This is a genomic window from Pedobacter miscanthi (assembly GCF_032678605.1).
Classification (GTDB): Bacteria; Bacteroidota; Bacteroidia; order Sphingobacteriales; family Sphingobacteriaceae; genus Pedobacter; species Pedobacter miscanthi_A.
The window spans coordinates 134,137-160,428 of sequence record NZ_JAVTSU010000013.1 but is presented as its reverse complement, the minus strand read 5'-3'; the positions used below and the strand labels follow the sequence as shown (position 1 = coordinate 160,428).

Below are 26,292 nucleotides of genomic sequence, written 5' to 3'. Positions count from 1 at the left end.
CTCAAAATTCACTCATTCAAAACTTTAAATGAATGTCTAAAATTTATTACAAATCTCTTGAAGAGATCGAGTTAATAAGAGAAAGTTCCATGCTTGTTTCTAAAACCTTGGCCGAAGTGGCTAAAGTGATCAAGGCGGGCATGACTACTATCCAGTTAGATAAGCTGGCTTATGAATTTATTAGTGATAACGGAGCAATCCCGGCATTTTTAAATTACAATGGCTTTCCTTATTCTTTGTGTATATCGCCTAATGAGCAAGTGGTTCATGGTTTTCCAGGCGAGTATGTAATTAAAGAAGGGGATCTGATTTCGGTTGATTGTGGGGTAATCAAGAACAATTATTTTGGCGATTCGGCTTATACTTTCTCCATCGGGGAAATTGATGCTGAAAAACAGAAATTGGTTGAGGTTACCAAACGTTGTCTGGAGTTAGGGATAGAAAAAGCAGTTGCTGGTATGCGTATCGGTGATGTTGGCTTTGCTGTTCAGAACCATGCAGAAACTAATGGATTTGGCGTAGTAAGAGAATTGGTTGGACATGGTGTTGGAGTAAAGCTTCATGAGAAACCAGAAGTTCCTAATTATGGAAAACGTGGCGCAGGGCCAAAACTTGAAGAAGGAATGGTGATTGCAATAGAGCCCATGATCAATGCAGGCGTAGCCGGTGTTAAATTTCATAAGGATGGGTGGACTGTAACGAGTAAAGACAATAAGCCATCGGCACATTTTGAACACACAGTAGCCATAAAAAAGGGCAAAGCAGAGGTTTTATCAACGTTTTCTTTAATAGAAGAAGTTTTACAACAAAAAAAATAAATAATTAAAATTTTTTATTTAATTTTGCAACCCTGTTTAGAAGCAGCTAATTAAGTAACAATCAATAAAATATGGCTAAACAAGCCTCAATTGAACAAGACGGAGTAATAAGAGAAGCATTATCAAATGCGATGTTCCGGGTAGAACTCGAGAACGGGCATGAGATTATTGCTCACATTTCAGGTAAGATGAGGATGCACTACATCAAAATTCTTCCTGGAGATAAAGTTAAATTGGAAATGTCTCCTTATGATTTAACAAAAGGACGCATTACTTATAGATACAAATAAAATGAAAGTTAGATCATCAATTAAAAAACGTAGCGCTGATTGCAAGATTATTCGCCGTAAAGGAAAACTTTACGTAATCAACAAGAAAAATCCTAAATACAAGCAACGTCAAGGGTAATTAAGAATATTGTAATGAACCGCACAACGGTGGCCCGCCGTTCGGAGTTACGTAAAAACATAAATAAATATGGCAAGGATTTCAGGTATTGATTTACCAAGAAACAAAAGAGGAGAGATCGGTTTAACCTACATCTACGGAATTGGCAGAACAACTGCACAACGTATATTAACTACAGCAGGTATCGATTTGAACAAAAAAGTACAAGACTGGTCTGATGATGAGTTAACAGCAATCCGTACAATGATCAACGATGAGATTAAAGTAGAAGGTGCTTTACGCTCTGAGGTTCAGTTAAACATCAAACGTTTAATGGATATCGGTTGTTACCGCGGTTTACGTCACAGAAAGGGTTTACCTTCTCGTGGTCAGCGTACTAAAAACAACTCACGTACTCGTAAGGGTAAGAGAAAAACAGTTGCTAACAAGAAAAAAGCTACTAAGTAATAGATAGATAGGAGCGGTGAGATTTTAGATGTGAGGTTCGCGTCTTTAAAATCTGCTCAGATCTGGAATAAAAGAGAAAAAGTAGGATACTGAGTATCGGGGTAGAGAAAGTCTCATATCTCAAGTCTCATATCTAAAATCTAAAAGATAAAATGGCTAAGAGTAAAAAAGTAACAAAAAAACGTATCGTTGTAATTGAGTCTGTTGGTCAGGCGCATATCAATGCTACCTTTAACAACATCATCGTTACCTTAACAAACAACAACGGACAGACTATTTCATGGTCTTCTGCTGGTAAAATGGGCTTTAAAGGTTCTAAAAAGAACACGCCGTATGCAGCTGGTCAAGCAGCTTCAGATTGCGGTAAAGTTGCATTTGATTTAGGTTTACGTAAAGTTGAAGTATTTGTAAAAGGTCCGGGTTCAGGTCGTGAATCTGCAATCAGAACTTTGCAAGTAGCAGGTATTGAAGTAACATCTATTAAAGATATTACTCCACTTCCTCACAATGGATGTCGTCCTCCTAAAAAGAGAAGAGTTTAATTAATTTTAAAGCTAAGAATCTCCAGCTTCAGGTTGGATGATACTTTAAAAACAGAAAAAAATGGCAAGATATACAGGCCCAAAATCAAAAATCGCCCGTAAATTCAGAGAACCAATCTTCGGTCCTGATAAGGTGTTAGACAGAAAAAATTATCCTCCTGGACAACATGGTGTGTCTAAAAGAAGAGGAAAACAATCTGAATATGCAATCCAGTTAATGGAGAAACAAAAAGTAAAATATACTTATGGTGTATTAGAAAAGCAGTTCAGTAACTTGTTTAAAAAAGCATCTTCACGTGCAGGTATCACTGGTGATAACTTACTTCAATTATTAGAAGCACGTTTAGATAACACAGTATACCGTTTAGGTATTGCAACAACCCGTTCTGGTGCACGCCAGTTAGTTAGCCATAAACACGTAACTGTGAATGGTGAAGTTGTAAATATCCCTTCATATCAGTTAAAAGCTGGTGATGTGATTGCTGTTCGTGAAAAATCTAAATCTTTAGAATCAATTAGTAACTCAGTTGCAGGCAGAACAATTAACAAGTTCGCATGGTTAGAGTGGAATGCTGGTGAATTAACCGGTAAATTCTTAACTTACCCTCAACGTGATGAGATTCCTGAAAACATCAAGGAAAACTTAATCATCGAGTTATACTCAAAGTAATAAATAAGATAGTTAATTACCTCAAAAGGGTAATTAACTTTTTTCTTGTTACTATATATTCAATAACGAATTTAAAAAATTATAAATGGCAATTTTAGCATTTCAGAAACCAGACAAAGTGATCATGCAGAAATCAACTGATTTCGATGGCACATTTGAATTTCGTCCTTTAGAGCCCGGTTTCGGTGTAACAATTGGTAATGCCTTAAGAAGAATTTTACTTTCTTCATTAGAAGGTTATGCTATTACTACTATTCGTTTTTCAGGCGTTTCTCACGAATTTTCTACCATGAAAGGTGTTGTAGAAGATTTAACTGACATCATCTTAAACTTAAAACAAGTACGTTTTAAGAAAACAGGTGATTCAGGTGATTCTGAAAAAGTTTTCATCATCGTTAATGGTCAAGATCAGTTTAAAGCTGGTGATATCACTAAATTCTCTAACAACTTTACAGTTTTAAACCCTGAGCATGTAATCTGCAATATGGATAAATCTGTTACTTTGGAAGTGGAATTAACCATCAATAAAGGACGTGGTTATGTACCTGCTGAAGAAAATAAAGTTGCTGATGCTGTTGTAGGTGTAATCGCAATCGATTCGATTTATACTCCAATGAAAAATGTAAAATACACGATCGAAAACTTTCGTGTTGAGCAAAAAACGGATTATGAAAAATTGGTTTTAGATATCTCTACTGACGGTTCAATTCATCCGGAAGAAGCATTAAAAGAAGCGGCTAAGATCCTTATCCAACACTTTATGTTATTCTCTGATGAGAATTTAGTATTAGAATCTCAGGCTAAAGAAGAAACTAAAGAAGTTGACGAGGAAATTTTACACATGCGTAAAATCCTTAAAACTGAATTAGTAGATATGGACCTTTCAGTTAGGGCATTAAACTGCTTAAAAGCTGCTGATATCCGTACTTTAGCTGATTTAGTTTCTTACGATGTTGCTGATATGTTAAAATTCAGAAACTTCGGTAAAAAATCTTTAACAGAGATCCAGGAATTAGTAAAATCAAAAGGTTTATCATTCGGTATGAACCTGTCTAAATTTAAATTAGACGAAGAGTAAGATTAGTCCTGAGTCTTTAGTTCGGAGTCGTGAGTCTTCTTTCTAAAGCCTTAACTAAAATAAATAATTTTTCACAGTGTATAATTCCCTCAGCTTAATTGCAACGAGACGGTATACACTCAATTAAAAAACAATGAGACACGGTAAAAAAGTAAACCACTTAGGTAGAACCGCAAGCCACAGAAAGGCGATGTTAGCTAACATGGCTTCATCACTTATTTTGCACAAAAGAATTACAACAACTTTAGCTAAAGCTAAAGCTTTACGTACTTATGTTGAGCCAATTATCACTAAATCAAAAAATGATACTACTCACTCACGTCGTACAGTATTTGCTTACTTACAAGATAAAGAAGTAGTAACAATCTTATTCCGCGAAATTGCTGAGAAAGTTGCAAACCGTCCAGGTGGTTACACTCGTATCATTAAATTAAACAATCGTCAAGGTGATAACGCTGAGATGGCTTTAATTGAATTGGTAGACTACAATACAGTTTACGGTAAAGATGTAGAAGTTAAAGAAGAGAAGAAAACAACTCGTCGTGGTAGAACTAAAGCTACTGCTGCACCTAAGGCTGCTGAAGCGAAAGCTGAAGTTACTGAAGAAGTTGCTCCTGCTGAAGAAGCTCCTGCTACTGAAGAACCAAAAGGAGAATAGTTTTATTCACCTTAATAAGAAAGTCCTGTTCGAAAGAGCAGGACTTTTTTTGTTTTTCTGTCATTCTGAACGCAGTGAAGAATCTCTATGCTATGAAATACTGCACTCAATAAACAGATTAAGGTGCCGTCAGATGTTTCCATCTGACGATTTGTTAGATCTTTCGATGATTATCTATCAAAGGATTTTTTCTTGTGTCAGATGGTAACATCTGACACCACATGAATCTATGAAATGAACTCCATTAAGCGACATGCGCTCAACTAATGAACCATTGAGCAATAAACTATTGGCTAATGAACCAAATAAACAAACGTTTGTCTCATTTTTTCATTACATAGCTTTATTTCAATCCGCTATACATAAATTAGCCTAAAACAAATTGATAATGAAATTTAGGCTTTTTCTATTGCTCTGTCTATTCGGGCAGCTATCCCTTAATGCACAAATATTAAAATATACCAACGGTAATAATGCCTGGAATCCTGATTCGTTGGGGAACCATCGGATTGTATTGCAGTTTGCAGGTACCAGTAAAATTGCCCATGCTAAAATCGATTGGCGCAGAAGGGATGAACATCCGGAGTTAAAAGGTATTATTGTTCAGGATGCAAACGGCAAAACGATTTCAGCTGTTGGTACAGATCAATTAAGCAGAGAAAGTGCCGATGTATATTTTGAAACTTCTGGTGCTGACAAATATTATGTGTATTATCTTGCTTATAAGAACGAAGGCAGGAGCAATTATCCTAAAGGCGTTTACATTAAACCTAAACAAGTAAACCAGACGTGGTTGGCTACCGCAAAACAGGCGAAAGTGAATGCTGCTGTTGTCGAAATCCAATCTATCGATGCTTTCAACTCTTTTTACCCGATGGAAGTAATTGCCACGGCTAAAGAAACGGCTTCTATTAAGGCAAAATATCCTTCGGATGCATTTATTGTATTTCCGGAGGACAGGATGTTTCCAATCAAAATGCAGAACGATTTACCTTATCGTTGGGTGCAAAAGGGTGCTACAAATACTTTTGCAGGTTTAGCTGGTAAAGGCGAAAATTATGCTTTTCAATTGGGGGTATATGCTTTAAAAGATTTAAAAAACGTTGAGGTGAGCTTTGGTGATCTAAAAACCACGACAGGAAAAGTTATTTCTTCAAAATATATCAACTGTTTAAATACCAATGGAACAAGTTACGATAATAAGCCACTGGTTGAAACAGTAAACGTTAACGCTGGTAAAATTCAGCCGCTGTGGATTACCGTTAATATTCCAAAAAATACCATTGCTGGTGCTTATGCTGGTAAATTTACGGTTAAAGCCAATGGAAAACTTAAAGTGATTGATGCTAAAATTACCGTGGGTAACGAGGTTTTAGCCGATGCAGGTGTAGGGACACCAAATAAGCAAACCCGCTTAACATGGTTAAATTCTACCCTGGCACAAGCCAATACCGTTGTTGCGCCTTATACACCACTAACTGTAAACGGTAATGTAATTTCACTTTTAGGTAGAAAATTCGAAATCAATACCGATGGTTTTCCTAAGCAGATCCAAACATTTTTTAATGCGGAAATGACGGCTTATAGCGAAAAACCAAATAATATTTTAGCTGAGCCTATTCACTTTCATTTTTTTAATACGCCGAAAACACAAGAAAAATTTGTACCAGGCAATTTCCAGATTACGAGTAAAGAAGCTGGAACAGTAAAGTGGTCGGCAACGAATACCTCCGAAAACCTGAAAATGGACCTGGAAGGTACTTTAGAATTCGATGGTTATGTACATTATGTAATTAAGGTTACTGCTTTAAAAGATGTGGAATTTAGTAATGTAGATTTTCATATCCCGTTTGATAAAAACTCAACAAAATATTTGATGGGATTGGGAGAAAAAGGTGGCGTTAGACCAGATACCGTAAAGTGGAAGTGGGATGTGGCGAATAAAAATCAGGATGCCGTTTGGATCGGGAACGTAAATGCGGGCCTGTATTACAACTTAAGAGACGAAAACTATGTTCGCCCGCTTAATACTAATTTCTACCTTCAAAAACCTTTATTATTGCCTAAATCGTGGGGTAATGGAGATAAAGGTGGTATCCAGATTAATGTTAAAGGCAGTTCGATGCTTGCCGACAACTTTACAGGTGCCAGAAGTATGAAAAAAGGCGATGTGCTATATTACAATTTCAATTTATTGATCACTCCTTTCCATTTACTTAATACAGATTTTCAGTGGGATAACCGCTTTTATCATAAATATGGTGATTTAGATTCTATTAAATCAACTGGAGCAACGGTAGTAAATATCCACCACGCCACGCCAATTAATCCATGGATCAATTATCCGTTTATTGAATGGAAAAAGATGAAAGATTATATCGGTAATGCACATTCGAAAGGTTTAAAAGTTAAAATTTACAATACTGTTCGCGAGTTATCAAACCACGCTTACGAGTGGCCAGCTTTAAGAAGTTTGGGCACCGAAGTTTATTCTCCCGGTAAAGGAGGAGGCTTTAGCTGGTTGCAGGAGCACTTAGATTCGAACTATATTGCTGCCTGGTTTGTGCCCGAAATTAAGGATGCTGCCGTAATTAACAGCGGAATGAACCGTTGGCATAATTATTACGTGGAGGGAATGAACTGGTTGATAAACAATGTTGGGATAGACGGCGTTTACCTGGATGATGTGGCATTTGATCGTGTAACCATGAAGCGGATTAAACGTGTACTTACGCAGAATAACCATCCCGGTATTATCGACCTGCATTCGGCCAATCAATACAATAAAAGTGACGGTTTTAACAATAGTGCCATTTTATACCTGGAGCATTTCCCTTATTTAAACCGTTTATGGTTTGGTGAATATTTTGATTACCAGAAAAATAATCCTGATTTCTTTTTAACCGAAGTAAGTGGTATTCCTTTCGGTTTAATGGGAGAGATGTTACAGGATGATGGAAACCCCTGGCGTGGAATGATTTATGGCATGACAAGCCGCCTGGGCTGGTCGGACAAAAGTGACCCGAAACCTTTATGGAAAGCCTGGGATAATTTCGGAATAAAAGGATCTGAAATGATCGGTTACTGGAGCGAAAACTGTCCGGTTAAAACCGATAATCCTAATGTATTGGCAACTGTTTATAAACAAAAGGGTAAAACAATGGTTGCATTGGCAAGTTGGGCAGAAGAAGATACTAAGGTTAATTTGACTATTAATTGGGCTAAGTTAGGTTTGGATGCCTCTAAAGTTAAGGTGATAGCTCCTGCGATTGATAAATTCCAAACAGCAGGAAGTTACCCTGATGGAAAATCGGTTCCTGTAGAAAAAGGAAAAGGTTTGATTTTGATTGTAGAATAGTTTATATAAGTTTTCGTCATTGCGAGGCACAAAGCAATCTTAATGCGCTTAAAAGGTAGCGATAGTTTTAGGGTTGCTTCGTGCCTCGCAATGACGATTTTTTTTAGATTATACCTTCACGTTTTCCATGCCGTACTGTTTCAGTACATCGGCAGGAACACCGGCCCATTGGTTTGGCGCATTGCCAACATAACCAATATCCTTTACGCCCATTTCTGTGGTGTAAAAGCCTGATGCCGTTAAATCTCTCATTCTGTTAAAAAAGGTTACGCCTGCCCGCATTTCTGGTCTGGCTTTTTTAGGATAGGCAATTTCATCCACAACCGAAATCTGCTGGTCTGCCGAGGCTTCCACAAATGATTTTTGAAATTTGTTAAAACTGTATAGATCCAGCCATTTCAGGCCACCACGCATCGGTACTTTATGTTCGGGAATATCTTTTACAATAAACTCGATAAACTCTGGTACTTTAGCCTCAGATGCACTGCCCGAAACCTCATCTTTGGGGATGATAATATCAGCTAATACTGTAATCGTAGCCATTTCATGTTTGGTGAAAAAGGTTTCAGATTTCAGGTTTTTATTGCGGTCTAATTCCCACTGTTCCCTTCCGGCTTCCTTTGCGGTTTCTTCTGGTGCAGCTGCTTCGGTTTTTGTTTCAGGTTGTTTACAGGCCTCTAGCAATACCGTTGTACTGATGGCTGTTATCCCTAATGCTTTTAGTGAATCACGTCTGTTCATATGGTAATTCTTAAATGTTTTGTTTTTTCTTTTGGGCTAAAATATATTCGGCGGTACGCATCGAAAGTGCCAAAATGGTCCAGGTGGCATTTTTATCGCCTTGTTGCACAAACGGACCGGCATCAACCACAAAGAGGTTTTTACAATCGTGCGCCTGGCAGTATTTATTAAGTGCCGATTTTTTAGGATCATCGCCCATACGAATGGTGCCCACCTCATGAATAATTTTACCAGGGTTAAGTAAACCATAATTGGTATCTGCACCCTGAATTTCGGAAGTAACCACTGCACCCATTTCTTTCATAATCGAAAGGAAGGTTTCCTGCATGTGTTTCGCCTGCATGATTTCATCTTTGTCCCATTTATAATTGAACCTTAAAACAGGAATACCATATTTATCTACCATATTCGGATCGATTTCGCAGTAATTGCTTTCTCTGGCAATTGCAGTACCACGACCAGCCATCCCAACACCAGTTCCATAGAAACGGCGGTAATCATCTTTTAAAGATTTTCCATAACCTCCGGCCTCTTTCGTTTTGCCATCTCTGCCTGGAACCATCCCGTTCATTTGGGCTACACCGCCGCCAAAACCGTAAGCAGGCATGCCCATGCCACCCCAATACTCAATATGATAGCCACGCGGAAAATTTAATTTACGGTTATCCAGCCACCAGGGCGAATAAATATGCACACTGCCAACACCATCTTCGTTATAACGTTTTCTATCCATTAACTGAGGCAGAAAACCTGATACGCTTGCGCCTGTAGAGTCATGCAAATATTTTCCAACCACCCCACTACTATTGGCCAAACCATTTGGATGTGAGGCTGATTTTGAATTTAATAATATACGGGCAGATTCGCAGGCACTGGCACCTAAAATAACCAGTTTACCATTTACCTGATATTCCTGAAGATCTTTACGGTTTACGTAAGAAACACCTTTGGCAGAGCCATCTTTATCGGTGATTACCTCGCGTACCATGGCATCAGTAATTACGGTTAAATTGCCGGTTTTTACCGCTGGGTTTACCAAACACGATGAAGAAGAAAAATCGCCGTAAACTTTACAGCTTCTACCACATTGACCACAGTAAAAACAAGGCGCACGGTCGCTATTATTTGGTAATGCTTCAGTTAATACAGATCCACGGCCGGTAATTACCTTAACACCCGCTTTTTCAGCTCCTTTTTTAATAAAAAGTTCGTTTAGTCTCGGTTTTGGTGGTTTCATGAAGATCCCATCGGGTTCGCTCTCAATCCCTTCTGCTGTTCCATAAATACCAATCATACGATCTACTTTATCGTAGAAAGGTTTTACATCAGCGTAGGTAATTGGCCAGGTATCAGTTAAGCCATCTTTCGGTTTAAAATCTTCCGGCCCCATTCGCAAAGAAATCCTTCCCCAGTGGTTGGTACGGCCACCGAGCATGCGCGAACGAAACCATTCAAACTCACTTTTGTTTTTCTGGGTATAAGGTTCGCCTTCTAATTCCCAGCCTCCATAAGAGGCATCAAAATCGCCAAATGGACGAACGGTACCAGCACCACGGCGTGGCGACTCCCATGGCCATTTTAATTGATGTGAATCTAATCTAGGATCGAAATTTTGACCAGCCTCGAGTAATAAAACCTTTTGACCAGCATGTGCCAGAACGTACGCAGCCATCCCGCCACCAGCTCCAGAGCCAACAATAATGGCATCATAAACGGTAGGCGATTTTTTTATTTGAAAGTCACTCATGTATTATGGTTAGCTATTTTTATATCTCTAATCTAAAGTTTAATTTTTTGAAAAAAAAGTGTTCGGCTATTTTGGAATGAATATAGATAATATTGCCCGTGCGTATTTCTAAATCGTATTACGTCATTCATTTATTTAAGTTGGTGCAAACGGTTTTTGAAACATAAACGCTATCCACTTTCCCTTTTACCTCTTTCATCATTCTCTGTATGGTCTCTCTATTGTTACATTATCAGGGATATGTGATGCTCCGGATAAACTTGATTATCTTTGCAGTTCAAAATTATCAATGCCAGTGTCAGAATATATAGAACAATTTACCACAGCTCTAAAAGAAAGCCTAAACGCAGCAACTTTTGTAAAAGTATCCTTAGGGAATTATAAAGGCGAAGAAGAAACACTAAAACAGATTTTGGTTCGTAAAGTGGTGATTAAACGTGAAGATAAACTGGCTTTTACCTATCGCTACAAAACCCGCGATTTGGTAAAAAACTACGTTATTGATGAGGCTATCGATCTGATTGCAGGTTGCCTGGAGAATGGATTTAAAATAGCCACATTGTTTACCACTGAAAAAGACCTGATTTTGGAGGAATTGAATAATGGCAAAGTTGTTTTAAGGGAAGGTCAAGCTTCTAGTAAGGAAACCCCATCTGCCAGTCATGATAAAGAAAAAATACGGTTGATTAAACCTGATTTAAAATCGTACCTAACCGAGTTGAAAATCACCGATGCTGATGGTAAGGTTTTTAAAAACGCACAGGATAAGTTCAGGCAGATTAACCATTACATTGAAATTTTAAGTTCTTTGATTAAGGAGCTACCCGAAGGTACCATTAAAAAAGTAGCTGATATGGGCTCTGGTAAAGGTTATTTAACTTTTGCGCTATATGATTATTTACATTCGGTTTTAAAGCTGGAAACTGAAGTGGTAGGCGTAGAGTATCGGCTGGATATGGTTGATTTGTGTAATCAGGTTGCAGCTAAATCTGCTTTCACTCAATTGAATTTTGTACAGGGAACGATTGAAGATTATAATGCAGATGATGTAAACTTATTAATCGCACTACATGCCTGCGATACGGCAACTGATGACGCCATTTTTAAAGGAATTAAAGCCAATGCCGAACTGATTGTGGTTGCACCTTGTTGCCACAAACAAATTCGCAGGGAAATAGAGCAACATAAAGTAAAGAATGATGTGTCTTTTTTAACTAAATATGGCATCTTTTTAGAACGTCAGGCCGAAATGGTTACGGATGGCATACGTGCGTTGATTTTGGAATATTTTGGCTACAAAACCAAGGTATTCGAGTTTATTTCTGATGCGCATACCCCAAAGAATGTGCTTGTTGTTGGAGTGAAGAAGGCAGAAAGCTTAAAGACTAAAGCTGAAAGCGAAAGGCAAGCGGAGATTTTGCGAAAAATTAAAGCAAGTAAGAAATACTTTGGGATTGGTTACCACCATTTGGAAAGGCTGTTGGAGCTTTAAGGGATATTCGTCATTCTGTCTTTTTGTGAGAAATCTGATAAACCTAGTATTTGTACTTTATATAGAACTTAAAATGGTCCGTGTCTCCACGAACCATAATATGTTTTTAGTAGCGGCAACAACATGTTTGTTATTTTTTAAACCTTAAAGCGTTAAAAATAACTGGCGTCACATGTTTTTTAATATTTTCCATATCATCGCTTAATATAAATATATAAGCATCTGCAATGTCTTCTTTGTGTATGGCAACCATCATGCAGAATTTGTAATTTTTACCGAAATTTTTTGTTGGTGTAATCACGGTAAAAAATCCGGCGTCGGCATTGAAATCTTTTTTTACAGACTCGATAGGAAATTGTTGTATAGCTGGTGGTTTAGTAAATTCATTAGCGATGTTCATGCCTATTGCCATAATTGAGGCGTTAACCATTCTATTGGGATCTGTTCTAATTTCTCCTTCTTTTTTTGTCTCTTGCCACTTTTTGAATTCTTTTACCCGCTCAATCAAAGAACGAACAGCATATCTGATCTCAATATGTTTTGCAGTATCGATAACTGCATATTCATACATCATACCTGTATTTTTGATTGGTTCGGTTTTTACAAAGCCCACTGGTTGATCCAGCATTAAGCCGTTATTCTCGATTGTTTTTTCAAAACTTTCTTGAGGTTTAGCATTTTGAGATTTAGCGGCATAGACTATACCCATTAGCGCCATTGCGATAAAATATTTCTTCATTTGTTTAATGGTTTAAGGAATGATGTAGAGATAAGCTAATTTCCATAACCTAAAATGTCAGAAATATTTATCACATAAAGAGAAGACTTGATGCTACAGGTGCAACAAAATCAACGCAATTAATGCTGGTATTGATTGCACATAAAGGATTTTTTTACTCGCTGTTGCGGCACCATAAATGCCGGCAATAATTACACAGGTTAAAAAGAATATGGCCACATAAAATTTCCAGTGATGGTCGTTTATGCATAACGACCAGATTAAACCTGCGGCTAAGAATCCATTGTACAAACCCTGGTTGGCAGCTAACGTTTTTGTGGGCACAAATAAATCTTTAGGGATGGTTTTAAAAACTTTTGGCGCCCTGGTAGTCCAGGCGAACATTTCTAACCAAAGGATATAAATATGAATAAAGGCTACTAAGCCGATTACGATTTGAGCTGCTATTTGCATTTTTTTGGTGATTACACAGATGATTTTAATTTAAAGATATAAAACTTTGAGGTTTATTGTATAATTGTGTTCTAGCTCGCCAGTCGTTTTTTTGCATTGTTTGCTGTTTATAAACCCGATAGCAGCGTGCATCCCGATTTTTCTATCGGGATAAAGCGGATAGCGGGGCAGGTGTTCCCGAAGCACTACTAATTCTCATTTTCAAACCCTTTTTAAAATATACTTCGCTTTGGTCTTTACCCTTTTTACTTCCCATTATCCATCTTCCATTTCACATCACCCATCATTTTCTGTCATGCTGTCAGTAAACTTCAACCTCTTTTTTTACATTTTATCAGTCTTTTACCCATATTTTCTGCCAAAAACCAATTGGCACAAGCATTGTTTAATAGGAGTAGAAATTATAATACTTTAAAAAGAGAAATTAAAAATACAATGGGAAAAATTATTGGAATAGACTTAGGAACAACAAACTCTTGCGTGAGCGTAATGGAGGGCAACGAGCCTGTAGTTATCGCAAACAGTGAGGGTAAACGTACTACACCGTCTATTGTTGCTTTTGCAGAAAACGGTGAGCGCAAGGTTGGCGAGCCTGCTAAACGTCAGGCTATAACCAACCCAACAAAAACGATATATTCGATTAAACGCTTTATGGGTAACAGCTACGACGAAAGTGCGAAAGAAGCTGGGCGTGTACCTTATAAAGTAGTAAAAGGTGATAACAATACACCACGTGTAGAAATCGACGACAGAAAATATACTCCACAAGAGATTTCTGCCATGATTTTACAAAAAATGAAAAAAACTGCTGAAGATTTCCTTGGTCAGGAAGTAACTGAAGCGGTAATTACGGTACCTGCTTATTTTAACGATGCACAACGTCAGGCTACTAAAGAAGCCGGTGAAATTGCAGGTTTAACTGTAAAACGTATCATTAACGAGCCAACTGCAGCTGCTTTAGCTTATGGTTTAGATAAAGCACACAAAGACATGAAAATTGTTGTGTTTGACTGTGGTGGTGGTACGCATGACGTTTCTGTATTAGAATTAGGTGATGGTGTTTTCGAAGTAAAATCAACCGATGGTGATACTCACTTAGGTGGTGATGACTTTGACCACATTATTATTGATTGGTTAACAGACGAATTCAAAGCTGAAAACAGCATGGATCTGGCTAAAGACCCAATGGCTTTACAACGTTTAAAAGAAGCTGCTGAGAAAGCTAAAATTGAGTTATCAAGCACAACTTCTACTGAAATTAACTTACCATACATTACTGCTGATGCAAGTGGCCCTAAACACTTAGTACGTACCTTATCTCGTGCTAAATTTGAGCAATTGGCTGATAGTTTGATTAAACGTACTATCGATCCTTGTAAATCTGCTTTGAAAAATGCTGGTTTAAGCACAAGCGATATCGACGAAATTATATTGGTAGGTGGTTCAACACGTATCCCTGCTATCCAGGAAGCGGTTAAAGCTTTCTTTGGTAAAGAGCCAAGTAAAGGTGTTAACCCTGATGAGGTTGTAGCAATTGGTGCCGCTATTCAAGGTGGTGTGTTAACTGGTGATGTAAAAGATGTATTGTTATTAGACGTTACGCCTTTATCATTAGGTATTGAAACTATGGGTGGTGTAATGACTAAATTAATTGAGTCTAACACAACTATCCCAACTAAAAAATCGGAGACTTTCTCAACTGCAGCTGATAACCAGCCTTCAGTAGAAATCCATATTTTACAAGGTGAACGCCCAATGGCTGGCCAGAACCGTACAATTGGCCGCTTCATTTTAGATGGTATTCCACCAGCACCTCGTGGCGTGCCTCAGGTAGAAGTATCATTTGATATTGATGCTAACGGTATCTTACACGTAAGTGCTAAAGATAAAGCTACTGGTAAAGAGCAAAAAATCCGTATCGAAGCATCTTCAGGTTTAACTGATGCTGAGATCAAAAAAATGAAAGAAGAAGCTGAAGCTAATGCAGCAGATGATGCTAAGCAAAAAGAAGAAGCTGATAAAATTAACGGTGCTGATGCATTAATCTTCTCTACTGAAAAACAATTGAAAGAGTTTGGTGATAAATTATCTGCTGATAAAAAAGCGCCAATCGAATCAAGTTTAGAGAAATTAAAAGCAGCTCACTTATCACGTAACTTCGCAGATATCGATGCAGCACAAGCTGAATTGCAAGCTGCCTGGAACGTAGCTTCTGAAGAAATGTACAAAGATGGCGGTCAGCCTCAAGGTGGTGAACAACCACAAGCTGATGGTCAGCCTCAAGGTGGTGGCGATAACGTTACTGATGTTGATTTTGAAGAAGTAAAAGAAGATAAATAAGTCTTGAGTCTTCAGTCCTGAGTCGAGAGTCTTGGGAGAATATAAAAAGCGTTTCTGATTAAGTTCAGGAGCGCTTTTTTTGTGAAATATCGTCATTGCGAGAAGGCTTTTTTAGCCGACGAAGCAATCTTGTTACAATGAGTTTAGACAATAGTTGCATCGCTTCTTGTTTCAGCAATGACGATAAAATTAATATTTTAAAAACGAATGGTTCTGTACTTTTCGGAAACTGCAGTCCCGCCATTCGCTAAATCTTTTTTAAACTTCTGTCATGCTGAAGAACAAAGCATCTCTTCCATCGCTTACAGTTGCTTCGTACCTCAGCATGACAGGGTATTCAAGTTGCTGCAACAAAAAAGTATTTTCGTTGCTGTCGGGTTTAAGGTGGATGGATTGTGCTTTTTAAGGTTTAATAGCGATTGGGTTAGCTTATATTTTTAAATGTGTTATACGGCTCAAAAATAATTAGGAAATAAAGGGTTCTGTACTTTTCGGAAACTGCAGTCCCGCCATTCGCTACAATCTTTTTTTAACTTCTGTCATGCTGAAAACGAAGCATCTCTTCCATCGCTTACAGTTGCTTCGTACCTCAGCATGACAGGGTATTCAAGGTTGCTGCAACAAAAAAGTATTTTCGCTGCTGTCGGGTTTATAGAGGAGGGCTTGGTGTTTATGGATGGGTTTTAATAGAGGTCGTCATTTCGAGCGGAGTGAAGCGTAGTCGAGAAATCTATCGAGATAGATCTCTCCATTCCACTGCGTTTCAGTCGAGATGACTCTTCTTTTTATTAAACTATCAATGGTAGCAGAGTGAACCTAGCTTGGACCTCTGAAATAAATCCGATAGCTATCGGATCAGGGTGACGAATGAGGCCTAAACCAAATTCTCCTCGATAATGCCCTGTAATTCTTTTTCATTCACAGATAATTCATGCAACAGTTTAAACTGGTTTTTAACACGGTCTAAGTTTTGTGTAGGATAACTTATCGGATAATAGGTATTGCCGCTTAAAAAGTCGGTTAAAAAGCGCAGGGCCTGCATATAAATCATGTATTTGCCCGAAAATAAAATAAGTTCTTTTTCTGTTTCCGTTAAAATACCCTTCATTTCAGATAAATACCCTTTTACCGTTGCTTCGAAATAAGGCAAACGTAATTTAATCTTATCCAGATCGGTTTCATTTTCAGAGCAGGCACAAAGGTAGGTACGCATCATATCGCCCAGATCGGAAATAAACTTACCTGGCATAATCGTATCGAGGTCGATTACGCAAATCCCTTCATTTGTTTCACGATCTAATAACACATTGCTGATTTTGGTATCATGATGCATTACCCGGTCTGGGAAATCATTTCGATGCGAATAAGAGTTATAATAATCTAAAATATATTGATGCGCTAAAGCATCTGATAGCTGTGTTTTAGCCGTTTCTCTAAGCGTTTCTTCAGCTTGATTTAATGCATCTGTAAACTGCTTATACCTTAAATTTAAATCATGGAAACCTGCAATAGTAGGTTGAAGTGTTTTCGCATCAAACTTGTCTAAAAGCCTGCTTAGTTTACCAAATTGTTTGGCGGCTTCATAAGCCTGTTTTGGGTAGGCCAGTACCTCCGGCGAAATGGTATTGGGTACAAAAGGAAGCAAACGCCAATATTCATGATGGATATGCGCCATTTCTTCACTTTTTACAGTTGGTACAGGTTTTATAAAAAGATAATCAGGAAAATTGAAGGTAAGGTAATCGGCAATTGCCCTGAGGTTATGGGCGATAGAAAGCGGCGATTTAAATACCGAGGTATTAATATTTTGAAGAATGTATTTTTTTTCTTCTGATTGGGGTGAAAGCAAATAAGTACGGTTAATTAAACCCGTACCTATTTGTGTGATTTTGGTATTTTCTTTAGCGTATCCGTAGGCTTCTAAAACTTCGGAGTCTAAATTTAGTTCCATAGTTTTTCAGGATATGTTCCGTTTTTAACCAATTGGTCAATACTATCCTGAACATATGGTTTATCTTCCTTATAAGTTACACCAAACCATTTGTTAGGCGTTGGTACCACTTTAAAAGTTGCTATATTTCTTTTTACCAGGTTTTCACCGATTAATGGAATAAAAAATTCGGCTTTTGGTTTGTCTTTATTGGCTTCTGCAAATTCCCTGAACATCTCTTCGGTAATTTTGAAAACTGCAGGCGTAAATCCCCAGAAATTCATTGAAACAGGTGTTTCGTAAGCTAAAGGAAATTCTTCTCCGTTTTCTTCGTAAAATATACTGCCATCTTTAGGGTAAACTTTGGTACGTTCTACAATTTCTTCCAGGTTACCTGATTCATCTACCTTGCAAACACCACGCGAAACTGCGCCAAACTCTGATAATGTTTTACCAATTTCGTAACCGATAATCGAATAATTACTATCTGTTACTTCAGTGGTTAAGAAATCAACCATTTTTTTAAAGGCATCGTAACCATAATAATCATCTGCATTAATTACACAGAATGGTTCTTTAATTACGTTTCTGCCCGAAAGGATTGCATGTGCAGTACCCCATGGTTTTTCTCTGTATATTTCTTCTTCAATACCGAATTGCTTTAAATCAAAATTCTGGAAAACATAATCGGTTTCGATTCTTCCTGCAAGTTTCGGTTCAAAAATGGCTTTGAAGTTTTCTACAAACTCTTCTTTAATGATAAATACAACTTTACCAAAGCCGGCATTAATTGCATCATATATAGAATAATCAATAATGGTTTCTCCATTTGGACCAAAACCATCGATTTGTTTCATGCTTCCATAACGGCTTGCCATACCTGCAGCCAATATTAATAGGGTGGGTTTCATCTATTGTTATTATATTTATTAGTGGTTTGAATCCTTTAATGATTAATAAATGATTCAATCATTAAAGGATTCATTGCGAAATTAATAATTTACGCGTTTTATATTGTTAATTAGTCAATTTTTTAAAATCCAAAAAGTCCGCCACCAGTTTTCGACCGTGTTTTTTTTCCGGTAAGCATGCCAAATATACCCCGAACAATTTCTTTGCCGATCTGGCGGGTAATGGTTGCACCCATTACCTGTTCCACCAGGCTTTTTTCGCCTGGTTTAGGTTTATTTTCCTGTTCTGCCTGTTTTTGCGCCTCAACTTCCTGTTTTTGTTGTTCTGCAGCAGCCGTTTGGTCGTTAATGCGTTTCGTTAAAATTTCGTAGGCGCTTTCCGGATCAATGGCGTCTTTGTATTTGGTATATACCGCACTGGCATGAATCAGCTGGTCGAAATCGGCTGTAGTAAGTGGCCCCATAACAGCTCTTGGTGGTGTTAGCAGCGTTGCCGAAACCTCTGTAGGGATACCTTTCTCATTTAGTACAGTAACTAAAGCCTGTCCGGTTCCTAATGAAGTTAATATTTTGTCAATCTCATAAAAATCAGATTTTGGATAGGTATTAACGGTCTTTTTCAATGCATCTACATCATTTGGGGTAAATGCCCTTAATGCATGCTGTACACGGTTACCCAATTGACCCAAAACACTTTCTGGCACGTCGCCAGGGGCCTGTGTACAAAAGAAAACTCCAATGCCTTTTGAACGGATTAACCTGATAATGGTTTCTATCTGTTCTAAAAATGCTTTTGATGAGTTTTTGAACAATAAATGTGCCTCATCAAAGAAAAATACCAATTTAGGTTTATCTAAATCTCCAACCTCTGGCATGGTATTAAATAACTCGGCCAGCAAGCTCAATAAAAAAGTAGAATATAATACAGGCTGATTTTGAACATCGGCAATGTTTAATAAACTGATGGTACCTTTGCCATCAACCCTTTCGAAAAGATCATCAATATCGAAAGATTTTTCTCCAAACATACCGCCCAGTCCCTGCTGTTCTATGGCGACGATTTTCCGGAGCATGGTACCTGATGTAGCTGTTGAAATACTGCCATAACTATTTTTAATTTCAGCAGCACCTGCACCCTCAGATAGATAGGAAACCAGTTTCTTTAAATCATTTAAATCAATGATTGGCATTTTATTATCGTCGGCATATTTAAAAATAACCGCCATAACACCTGCCTGTGTATCATTTAAATCTAAAATTTTTGATAAAAGCGTAGGGCCAAATTCGAGTACAGTTGCACGCATTTGTGCTCCCATTTTGCCCGAAAGCGAATAAATCTCAATAGGAAAACTCGTTGGCGAGAAAGCTTTGTTCAGCTGTTGGGCACGTTCCTCAATTTTTGGATTAACTGAGCCCGGCTGGTTCAATCCGGATAAGTCGCCTTTAACATCTAACATAAAAACGGGAACTCCGGCATCTGATAACTGCTCTGCCAGTAATTGCAGCGTACGTGTTTTGCCTGTCCCTGTTGCTCCAGCAATCAAGCCATGTCTATTCATCATTTTTAATGATAAATTAACTTCAGCTTCGCTGTAAACCTGTCCGTCTAAAATTCCGGCGCCTAAATAAATGTACGAGCCCGTTGGGGCATAGGATGATTTTATTTTTTCGATGAATTTTGAAGAAAGATCGCTCATTTTTTAAAATTAGATTGCCAATTTAAGAAAGATATCTTAAAAAGGTAGTGTTTTTGTTACCACTTTTAATGTGAAAGACCGCACAAACGGTTGTTTATTAATGGTAATTATAGTTGCTTATAATAATTTAGTTCGTTCCTCAGGGTGGTTATTTCTTCCTGCATATGCTGCAATTGATTTAACAAAAGCGAAACGGCATGAATACCCTCTAAATTGATCTCTAAGTCCTGCGACAAACGGAGATATCGTTCCAGTTTAGACAATTCATCAACAGGCAAAAAAACAGATTGCTTTTTAATGGTCGTATGAATCAGTCCAAAATCTTCGAGAGATTGAATGAAATTGATTTCTACACGATGATAAGCGCAGATATCTTCTACAGGTATTAGATTGGTTTCCATAATGGTTAGAATTTGGAAAGTTTTTCGAATAATTCTTTTTGCTCAGGGTTTAAGTTGGTTGGTAGTTTTACCTGCCATTTGATATAAAGATCGCCAAACTGGTTTTCTTTCTTGTAAACAGGAAATCCTTTACCTTTTAACCGTAGGGTAGCATCGGGCTGTGTGCCTTCGGGCACTTTAAGTTTTACCTTGCCATTAAGTGTTTCTACAATTTTTTCTCCGCCTAAAACAGCTGTGTATACGTCTATTTCTTCCTGAATATAGATATCGTTTCCTTTTCTTTTAAATTTAGGATCGTCGGCAATGTTAAATTTGATGAACAAATCGCCCGGAGGACCATTGTTAACGCCTGCTGCACCATAGCCCGGGAGTTTAATTTTTTGGCCGTTTTCTACGCCTGCCGGAATGGTAATGCGAACCTGTTTACCATTTACGGTTAGGGTTTGTTTATGTGTAGCATAAGCATCGAGCAGGTTCAGCTGTAAATCGGCGTTATAATCCTGACCTTTGAAAGGTGAATTTCGGCTGCTCCGGCCGCCGCCGCTGCCAAACATGGAGGAGAAGAAATCAGAAAAATCATCACCACCAAAACCACCCGAATAGCTGCTGCCACCACCATAACCGCCACCTTGCGATTGATATTGCCTTTGTTGCTGCTGCTGGGCATCTAACTGATCGGCATGCTGCCAATCTTTACCATATTTATCGTACTTCTTCCTCTTCTCCGGATCGCTCAACACTTCGTTAGCCTCATTAATCTGCTGAAATTTTTTATTGGCTTCTTCGTTATCCGGATTAAGATCGGGATGGTGTTTTCTGGCTAGTTTTCTATAAGCTTTTTTAATATCCTCAGTAGTTGCATCTTTCTTTAAATCGAGGATTTTATAATAGTCTATGTAGTCCATAATGGCTTAACAAATAAGTAAAGGTAATGTTCAGTTTAATGGAATAAATGTAAGGTTTTAATGTGTAAATGTGCATAAGGCGAGGGGGCAAACAATATATAGCCGGAGGTTTCCATCTGATTTATAGATGAAGTTAATTATCCGGATGATGTAAGGATAGTGCGAAAGAAAGATCTGTAAATAATACCCTTGTTATTTATAATGATTCAAAGCTGCACAATGCAGGAAGCTTTCAAAGTTACTTTGATCAGTCGCTGCGCACTGCGGGAAGCTTTCAAAGTTACTTTGATCGGTCGCTGCGCACTGCGGGAAGCTTTCAAAGTTACTTTGATCGGTCGCTGCGCACTGCATGAAGCTTTCAAAGTTACTTTGATAACATTTTGCTCCAGGCATTTATGTGCTGTCAGATGTTACCATCTGACTGATCAATTAATTGTTGTTCGGTATAGATAGTGGCAGATAGAAATATCTGCCACCACGAAAACCATGGAAAGCGTGTTCTTTAAACAAAAAAAGTGCCCCAATAGGAGCACTTTAATCGATAAAGGTAGAGAGAATATTATTTTTTGTTTTTTACATATTTTTCTAACCACTGATCCTGTTCCCAAAGCATGTGCAACAGGTTTTCTTTGCCACGGTAGCTATGTGCTTCGTAAGGCAAGAACACAAAACGGGTAGTACCACCAGCTCCTTTAATGGCGTTGAACAAACGTTCGCTATTAATCGGGAAAGTGCCGGGGTTGTCGTCAGAATCACCGTGGATCAACAATATAGGTGTTTTAATTTTATCGGCATAACTGAACGGACTCATTTCGTAGTACAACTGAGGGGCCTGCCAGTAAGTGCGCTCTTCATTTTGAAATCCAAATGGTGTTAAGGTACGGTTGTAAGCACCACTACGTGCAATACCAGCAGCAAATAGGTTGGTATGAGCCAATAAATTCGCCGTCATAAATGCACCATAACTGTGACCGCCAACGGCCATACGTTTTTTATCACCAACACCCAAATCCGATAATTTATTAATGGCTGCCTCAGCATTTAACTGTAGCTGCGCTACAAAAGTATCATTAGGTTTTTTACCATCTTTCGCTACAATTGGCATTTCTGCATTATCTAAAACGGCATAACCGCGGGTTACCCAAAAAATAGGAGAGGCCCAGCTGATGGTGGTAAACTTATCTTTTGAGCCACGGATTTGTGCAGCATCTGCAGCAGAGTTAAATTCGCGCGGGTAGGCCCAGATTAAGGTTGGCAATGGTCCGTCTTTATCTTTGTTATATCCTTTTGGTAAATACAAATCGCCGGTTAAATCAACTCCATCGGCACGTTTATACGAAATTTTCTCTTTGGTAATGCCTTCCAGTGATGGGTATGGATTGGTGAAACTCGTAATCGGCTGATCGGCAATACGCAGCACCAGGTTTTTGATAAAGTAATTCGGAACCAGTTTCTGACTTTCTTTTCGGGTAAGTAAAACCAGCTTGTCGGGATTGATTACATCGCTTACATATTCGAAAGTACCTTCCGCACTCCTCCAGATTATTTCATTTTTTTTCGTAGTTAGGTCGAACTTAGCCAGGAAAGGCAGATCTCCTTTTTCTGATGAGCCCACCGTGTTGTTCATTAACAGTTTGGAGCCATTATCAACAGTTTTAATTACCTGCCGACCGTATTTGTTTTTAACGGTAACCGGCGAACCTGGATTGCCATAAGCATCGGTTTGGTTACGGCTGTATAATTCTTCAACAGCTCCTGTGGTTGGATTGTAGCGGCTAACTTTGCTGGTTTGTTTGCTGCGTAAACCTTCCATAATTAATGCCAGGTTGGCATCGCCCCATTGTACACCACGGTAACGGGTTTGTGTTTTAAATAATTCTTTTTCCGTTCCTGTAAAAGGTGCACTTAAAGCATAAACGGCGTCGTGAAAAGGAACATCTTTTTTGATCAGGCCGCTATCTAAAGGTTTACTCCAAACCAGTGTGGCAGGTTCATCGTCGCGCCAATCAAAACCGCGGGCCACATTCTGTGTATTGTCATAACCCGATGGCGTACCTTCTGATGATGGCAGCTCGGCGATAACTTTGATGATTTTACCAGTTAAATCGGTGATGCTTACTGTTGAAGGAAAGCCATAAGCAGATACAAGGTAAGAAAAAGGCTTACGGATGGTTTCTACCATCATATAAGTTTTATCGGGCGATAAACTGGTTGAACCATAAATGGCCGGTTTACCGATTGTTGTTTCTATACCAGCTGTATTTTTAACTAGCTGTGAGGTTGCAAAAAACTCAAACAACTGTTCATCAAAAGGTGATTTAATTAAATCCTGATAAGTAACACTTGGCGCCGCCTTACCTAAATTTTGTTGAATGGTTGGCCCTTTAGGCATCAATGGTTTGGTTGGTGCTGCACTGGCTGGTTTAGTTATGGCTCTGTAAATAATGGTATTATCATTTAACCAGGTAAGGCCACTGCCTAAAACTACGTTTAAGAAAGTTTTGTTGGTTTTAGTGGCTTTTTTGGTTACCAAATCTATAATGTAAAGATCTACACCTTTTTGTGTAGTATTGGTAAAAGCAATTTTATTTTCTGATGGATTCCAGCTGATGTTACCCGCAAATAATGGCGTTGGCAGGCCGGCAACCTGGAAACTCTGGTTCGATTTTATATTTTTAAGACTGAAATTATTAATATAAGTCTGCCTGCTCGGCGAATAGTTATTGGGATTGAGCCTTAAACCTGCAATGCGGTATTCGGGCATCGCTAATTCTTCTACAGAAGGGTAGGAATTACGTTCGCTAAACAAGATCCACTCTGCTTTACCATCAACACTAACGCCCGGAGTTGGCTTAGCAAGTAAGAGGTCGGCAATTTCTTTTGGTGGGGTTTGATAGCTTATGGCATCCTGGGCTGTCGCATTAAGCGATGCACAAGCGCCTGCTATTAGTAAATAGAGGTGTAGTTTTTTAATCATTTCCGGTTTTTGTTCGAAATAAGGAATAATCAAATATTGCAAAATTTAAGGTATTGTAGCGTAACTTCTTATTTACATGGTTAGGTCGGGTTCGAACCCTTTCGCGGCGATTTAACGGCAAAGGGTGCAAAAATACGCAGACCACGCAATTTATAGATCTTTCTATTTTACACTCAAAACTTCTGACCCTGGTCTTCCGGCTTTCGGACTCAAGGATACAAACTACTAATCCACGCAACAGAACTGGTAACCATTTCTTTTAAAACCTCCACATCGATATCGCTCATTTTTTTAACGTAAACGCAAGCTTTGGCTGTTTTATGTTTGCCGAGTTTTGCCAGCAGTTCTTCGCGGTTGTTAAACTGAGAAGATAAATATAAGGCAATGGCATCTTTCCGTGGCGAAAAACCTACTAATGGTGCATCGCCTTCCCTGCCACTTTCGTATTTGTAATGATAGCTGCCAAAACCAACAATAGCAGTACCCCACATTTTCGCTTTAAAACCTGTGGTTTCTGCTATAATATCCGTAAGGTTAAAACAGTCTTTGCGTTTAGTTTCGTCGGTTACAGTGTTTAAAAAGTCGGTAACGCTTAAATTGTTTTCGGTGGTTTTATTCTGTGCCATTATTTTTTTTATATGAATATAAGCTTATTCAATAGTGGTTTCAAATCGAACAGCCCACTTTGTAATATTTTTAAGTCTTAGCCCTAAGCCTTTTATAAATTTCTAATTTGGTCATCATCAATTTAGGAAACATCATATGAAAGCGAACAATCCATTGAAATATTTTTTAGCCGTCAATAGCCTTATTATTTGCTTATTACTTTCTTTTATCAGCGTTAATGCGCAACAGAAATTAAATGTGGCAATAGCTGGTTTAAACCACGATCATGTATACCTGATTATGAACAGCTATCAAAAGGCCGAAGTAAATATTATTGGTATTGCTGAAAGTAATCCTGAATTGATTACACGTTTTAAAACCCGGTATAAATTACCGGATAGTATATTTTATAATAACCTGACGGATTTATTAAAGAAAAGGAAACCCGATGTGGTTTTGGCTTACAACGCCATTAGCGATCATTTAGCGGTAGTAGAAGCCGCTGCCCCGCTGGGCATATCCGTGATGGTAGAAAAACCTTTGGCGGTAACGGTTAAACAGGCCGAAAGAATGGCCTCACTGGCTAAACAATATCAGGTGCATATACTCACCAATTACGAAACCACCTGGTATCCGAGCAACCAGGAGATTTATAAAAATGTAAAGGAAAGTAACAGTGTTGGTGCGCTAAGAAAAATAATAGTACACGATGGGCACCAGGGACCAAAGGAAATTGGTGTGAGCAAGGAGTTTTTAAGCTGGTTAACCGATCCGGAAAAAAATGGAGCAGGAGCACTGGTAGATTTCGGCTGTTATGGTGCTAACTTAATGACCTGGTTAATGGATGGCAAAGCGCCAATTTCTGTTACCGCCATTACCCATCAAATTAAAAAGGATGTTTACCCGAATGTGGATGATGATGCAACCATATTATTGGAGTATCCTGATGCCACCGGAATTATCGAAGCTTCATGGAACTGGCCCTTTAGTATAAAAGATATGGAGGTGTTTGGTGCAACAGGTTATATTCAGGCCATCAACGAAAAAGATTTAAGAGCAAAGCTAAATGGTAAAGAAGGTTACAAAATTTACCAGGCACAAACTTTAGCGCCTGCCGGTGCAAATCACCTAAACTATCTTTCTGCCATTTTAAAAGGAGAGATCAATCCTAAAAATGACTTATCATCCTTAGAGAATAATTTAATCGTAGTTAAAATTTTAGAAGCCGCCAAAGTATCCGCCAAAACCGGTAAAAAAGTGATTTTGAAGTAAAAATGCCACAAAATAAAATAGCCACCTAAATGATGGCTATTGATTAAAGATTTTCATCTTTTTTATGGTGTGCCTGCCCTCCGCGGATCACCCGCTCACAGG

23 protein-coding genes are annotated in these 26,292 nt (G+C 38.4%); 12 read left to right on the top strand and 11 right to left on the bottom strand.

All coding sequences use genetic code 11. The annotated features are described in order from the left end of the window. Positions 1-32 precede the first annotated feature (32 nt). The 9 genes from map (at position 33) to R2R28_RS19585 (ending at position 7,979) form a co-directional block, all read left to right on the top strand. Positions 33-818, top strand: coding sequence for a type I methionyl aminopeptidase (gene map / locus R2R28_RS19625; RefSeq protein WP_316827376.1), 786 nt, complete (start codon positions 33-35; stop codon positions 816-818). Positions 819-889: 71 nt separating this feature from the next. After that, entirely contained in the window at positions 890-1,108 is a 219-nt protein-coding gene (gene infA, locus R2R28_RS19620) for a translation initiation factor IF-1 (protein WP_010599888.1), read from the top strand. 1 nt (position 1,109) lies between these two features. Beyond that, the gene (gene rpmJ / locus R2R28_RS19615) at positions 1,110-1,226 is read left to right on the top strand and encodes a 50S ribosomal protein L36 (protein WP_010599887.1); all 117 of its coding nucleotides are present in this window, start codon (positions 1,110-1,112) and stop codon (positions 1,224-1,226) included. 69 nt (positions 1,227-1,295) lie between these two features. Continuing rightward, the gene (rpsM, locus tag R2R28_RS19610; RefSeq protein ID WP_187591694.1) at positions 1,296-1,673 is read left to right on the top strand and encodes a 30S ribosomal protein S13; all 378 of its coding nucleotides are present in this window, start codon (positions 1,296-1,298) and stop codon (positions 1,671-1,673) included. Positions 1,674-1,825: 152 nt separating this feature from the next. After that, positions 1,826-2,215 (top strand): 30S ribosomal protein S11, encoded by a 390-nt coding sequence (rpsK, locus tag R2R28_RS19605; RefSeq protein WP_025145207.1) that lies wholly within the window; start codon positions 1,826-1,828, stop codon positions 2,213-2,215. Between the two features lie 61 nt (positions 2,216-2,276). After that, the gene (rpsD, locus tag R2R28_RS19600) at positions 2,277-2,885 is read left to right on the top strand and encodes a 30S ribosomal protein S4 (protein WP_316827375.1); all 609 of its coding nucleotides are present in this window, start codon (positions 2,277-2,279) and stop codon (positions 2,883-2,885) included. Between the two features lie 85 nt (positions 2,886-2,970). Further along, entirely contained in the window at positions 2,971-3,963 is a 993-nt protein-coding gene (locus R2R28_RS19595) for a DNA-directed RNA polymerase subunit alpha (RefSeq protein ID WP_025145205.1), read from the top strand. A gap of 133 nt (positions 3,964-4,096) precedes the next feature. After that, the gene (rplQ, locus tag R2R28_RS19590; RefSeq protein ID WP_316827374.1) at positions 4,097-4,621 is read left to right on the top strand and encodes a 50S ribosomal protein L17; all 525 of its coding nucleotides are present in this window, start codon (positions 4,097-4,099) and stop codon (positions 4,619-4,621) included. A 388-nt stretch (positions 4,622-5,009) separates the two neighbouring features. Beyond that, positions 5,010-7,979, top strand: coding sequence for a glycoside hydrolase domain-containing protein (locus R2R28_RS19585; protein ID WP_316827373.1), 2,970 nt, complete (start codon positions 5,010-5,012; stop codon positions 7,977-7,979). A 108-nt stretch (positions 7,980-8,087) separates the two neighbouring features. On the opposite strand, the gene R2R28_RS19580 is transcribed toward R2R28_RS19585, so the two are convergent. Further along, a complete protein-coding gene (locus R2R28_RS19580; RefSeq protein WP_316827372.1) occupies positions 8,088-8,720 on the bottom strand; it encodes a gluconate 2-dehydrogenase subunit 3 family protein in 633 nt (210 codons plus the stop codon). Between the two features lie 10 nt (positions 8,721-8,730). Then, positions 8,731-10,467, bottom strand: coding sequence for a GMC family oxidoreductase (locus tag R2R28_RS19575; RefSeq protein ID WP_316827371.1), 1,737 nt, complete (start codon positions 10,465-10,467; stop codon positions 8,731-8,733). A gap of 289 nt (positions 10,468-10,756) precedes the next feature. Here R2R28_RS19575 and R2R28_RS19570 point away from each other — a divergent pair, with 289 nt between their 5' ends. Continuing rightward, positions 10,757-11,959 carry an SAM-dependent methyltransferase gene (locus tag R2R28_RS19570; protein WP_316827370.1) on the top strand — a complete coding sequence of 401 codons (1,203 nt, stop codon included), beginning with the start codon at positions 10,757-10,759 and terminating at the stop codon, positions 11,957-11,959. 130 nt (positions 11,960-12,089) lie between these two features. Here R2R28_RS19570 and R2R28_RS19565 read toward each other — a convergent pair whose 3' ends face one another. Further along, positions 12,090-12,698, bottom strand: coding sequence for a hypothetical protein (locus tag R2R28_RS19565; protein ID WP_316827369.1), 609 nt, complete (start codon positions 12,696-12,698; stop codon positions 12,090-12,092). Positions 12,699-12,791: 93 nt separating this feature from the next. Next, a complete protein-coding gene (locus R2R28_RS19560) occupies positions 12,792-13,151 on the bottom strand; it encodes a DUF1304 domain-containing protein (RefSeq protein ID WP_316827368.1) in 360 nt (119 codons plus the stop codon). A 435-nt stretch (positions 13,152-13,586) separates the two neighbouring features. On the opposite strand from R2R28_RS19560, the gene dnaK reads away from it, so the two are divergent. Further along, the gene (gene dnaK / locus R2R28_RS19555) at positions 13,587-15,491 is read left to right on the top strand and encodes a molecular chaperone DnaK (protein WP_316827367.1); all 1,905 of its coding nucleotides are present in this window, start codon (positions 13,587-13,589) and stop codon (positions 15,489-15,491) included. An 874-nt stretch (positions 15,492-16,365) separates the two neighbouring features. Here the strand turns inward: dnaK and R2R28_RS19550 are convergent. The 7 genes from R2R28_RS19550 to R2R28_RS19520 all read right to left on the bottom strand — a co-directional run bounded on the left by R2R28_RS19550 (position 16,366) and on the right by R2R28_RS19520 (position 24,938). Continuing rightward, the gene (locus R2R28_RS19550) at positions 16,366-17,442 is read right to left on the bottom strand and encodes an aminoglycoside phosphotransferase family protein (protein ID WP_316827366.1); all 1,077 of its coding nucleotides are present in this window, start codon (positions 17,440-17,442) and stop codon (positions 16,366-16,368) included. After that, positions 17,433-18,332 (bottom strand): NDP-sugar synthase, encoded by a 900-nt coding sequence (locus tag R2R28_RS19545; protein ID WP_316827365.1) that lies wholly within the window; start codon positions 18,330-18,332, stop codon positions 17,433-17,435. Before R2R28_RS19545 ends, R2R28_RS19550 begins: the two co-directional genes overlap by 10 nt. A 122-nt stretch (positions 18,333-18,454) precedes the next feature. Then, positions 18,455-20,029: a helicase HerA-like domain-containing protein gene (locus R2R28_RS19540; RefSeq protein WP_316827364.1), complete on the bottom strand. Its 1,575-nt coding sequence runs from the start codon at positions 20,027-20,029 to the stop codon at positions 18,455-18,457. A gap of 107 nt (positions 20,030-20,136) precedes the next feature. Continuing rightward, entirely contained in the window at positions 20,137-20,430 is a 294-nt protein-coding gene (locus R2R28_RS19535) for a chaperone modulator CbpM (RefSeq protein ID WP_316827363.1), read from the bottom strand. A gap of 5 nt (positions 20,431-20,435) precedes the next feature. Then, entirely contained in the window at positions 20,436-21,335 is a 900-nt protein-coding gene (locus R2R28_RS19530) for a J domain-containing protein (RefSeq protein ID WP_316827362.1), read from the bottom strand. A gap of 559 nt (positions 21,336-21,894) precedes the next feature. Further along, positions 21,895-24,312, bottom strand: a complete 2,418-nt coding sequence (locus tag R2R28_RS19525) for an alpha/beta hydrolase family protein (protein WP_316827361.1) — start codon at positions 24,310-24,312, stop codon at positions 21,895-21,897. Between the two features lie 209 nt (positions 24,313-24,521). Further along, the gene (locus R2R28_RS19520; protein WP_316827360.1) at positions 24,522-24,938 is read right to left on the bottom strand and encodes a DUF1801 domain-containing protein; all 417 of its coding nucleotides are present in this window, start codon (positions 24,936-24,938) and stop codon (positions 24,522-24,524) included. A 136-nt stretch (positions 24,939-25,074) separates the two neighbouring features. On the opposite strand from R2R28_RS19520, the gene R2R28_RS19515 reads away from it, so the two are divergent. After that, a complete protein-coding gene (locus tag R2R28_RS19515; protein WP_316827359.1) occupies positions 25,075-26,190 on the top strand; it encodes a Gfo/Idh/MocA family oxidoreductase in 1,116 nt (371 codons plus the stop codon). Positions 26,191-26,292 lie beyond the last annotated feature (102 nt).